This window comes from Methylobacterium variabile, from assembly GCF_001043975.1.
Lineage (GTDB): Bacteria > Pseudomonadota > Alphaproteobacteria > Rhizobiales > Beijerinckiaceae > Methylobacterium > Methylobacterium variabile.
Genome location: NZ_LABY01000286.1, coordinates 1 through 2,036, shown reverse-complemented (window position 1 = coordinate 2,036; position 2,036 = coordinate 1). Strand labels below are relative to the sequence as shown.

The 2,036-nt window shown below is 72.2% G+C and carries 1 protein-coding gene; it reads right to left on the bottom strand.

The annotated features are described in order from the left end of the window. Nucleotides 1-1,973, bottom strand: a 1,973-nt coding sequence (dxs, locus tag VQ02_RS30930) for a 1-deoxy-D-xylulose-5-phosphate synthase (RefSeq protein ID WP_048448095.1), incomplete at its 3' end; no start/stop codon positions are given. Between the last annotated feature and the right edge of the window lie 63 nt (nucleotides 1,974-2,036).

Genomic DNA, 2,036 nt, shown 5'->3' with positions numbered 1-2,036 from the left:
CGGCGGGCCCCCGGCCGCCCGCCCCGCTCCGCCGTGGCCTCGCGCGTCGGCAAGGCGGCCTCGACGACCTTGACGATCGCCGGCGCGTCGAGCCCCGCCTCGGCGTACATCCGCTCCGGCGTGTCGTGCTCCTGGTAGGCGTCCGGCAGCGTCAGCGTCCGAACCCGCACCTTCCCCTCGTCCAGCGCCCCGCGCGACGAGAGGAGATGCAGCACCATCGCCCCGAAGCCGCCCACCGACCCCTCTTCCAGGGTCACCAGCACCTCGTGGCTGCCGGCAAGGTCCAGGATCAGCGCCTCGTCCAGGGGCTTGGCAAACCGCGCGTCCGCCACCGTCACGGCGATGCCCGAGGCCTCGAGACGCTCCGCCGCCTTCAGCGCTTCCGCCAGGCGCGTGCCCAGGCTGAGCAACGCCACCCGCGCACCCTCCGGACGGCGGATCACCCGCCCCTTGCCGATCGCCAGGACCTCGCCCTTCTCCGGCAGCTCGACGCCGACACCCTCGCCCCGCGGATAGCGGAACGCGATCGGGCCCGCGTCATGGGCATGAGCGGTCGCCACCATGTGCACCAGCTCGGCCTCGTCCGACGCCGCCATCACCGTCATGTTCGGCAGGCAGCACAGGTAGGCGAGGTCGAACGCGCCCGCATGCGTCGCCCCGTCGGCGCCCACCAGCCCGGCCCGGTCCAGCGCAAAGCGCACCGGCAGGTTCTGCAGCGCCACGTCGTGCACCAGCTGGTCGTAGCCGCGCTGCAGGAACGTCGAGTAGATCGCGCAGAACGGCTTGTAGCCCTCCGTCGCCAGCCCGCCCGCGAAGGTCACCGCGTGCTGCTCGGCGATGCCGACGTCGAAGGTCCGCTCCGGGTGCACCTTGGCGAACAGATCCACGCCGGTGCCCGAGGGCATCGCGGCGGTGATCGCCACCACCTTGTCGTCGACGTCCGCCGCCTTGATCAGGCTCTCGCCGAACACCCGCGTGTAGGCCGGCGCGTTCGGCTTGGCCTTGGTCTGCTTGCCCGAGATCACGTCGAACTTCACCACCGCGTGGCCGCGGTCGGCGGCGGCCACGGCGGGGGCGTAGCCCTTGCCCTTCTGGGTCACGACGTGGACCAGCACCGGGCCCTCGGGCGCGTCGCGCACGTTCTTGAGCACCGGCAGCAGGTGGTCGAGGTTGTGGCCGTCGATCGGGCCGACGTAGTGGAAGCCGAGCTCCTCGAACATCGTGCCGCCGCCGGCCAGCATGCCGCGGGCGTACTCCTCGGCCCGGGCGGCGGTGTCGTAGAGGGCCTTCGGCAGCAGGCGGCCGAACTGCTTGGCGGTGTCGCGCAGCGACCTGTAGGTGTCGCCGGAGACGAGCCGGGCGAGGTAGGACGACATGGCGCCGACGGGCGGCGCGATCGACATGTCGTTGTCGTTGAGGATGACGATCAGGCGCGACTTGAGGGCGCCGGCGTTGTTCATCGCCTCGTAGGCCATGCCGGCGGAGATCGAGCCGTCGCCGATCACCGCCACGACGTTGCGGCGCGGCGGCGTCTCGCCGCGTGCCTTGGCGGCGGCGTCGGCGAGGTCGCGGCCGATGGCCATGCCCAAGCCGGCGGAGATGGAGGTGGAGGAGTGGGCGGCGCCGAAAGGATCGTAGGGGCTCTCGGCGCGCTTGGTGAAGCCGGAGAGGCCGCCGCCCTGGCGCAGGGTGCGGATGCGGTCGCGGCGACCGGTGAGGATCTTGTGGGGGTAGGCCTGGTGGCCGACGTCCCAGATCAGGCGGTCGTCGGGGGTGTTGAAGACGTAGTGGAGGGCGACGGTGAGCTCGACGACGCCGAGGCCGGCGCCGAGGTGGCCGCCGGTGACGGAGACGGCATCGATGGTCTCGGCGCGCAGCTCGGCGGCCAGCTGGGCGAGGTCGCTCTCGGGCAGCTGGCGCAGGTCCGCGGGCTCGCGGACGCGGTCGAGGAGGGGGAGAACCAGATCGGACAAGTCGTGACACTCGCTGTTCAGGGGCGGACCCCGCTCGGGCCTGACGGCCGGGAGTCCTGTCAA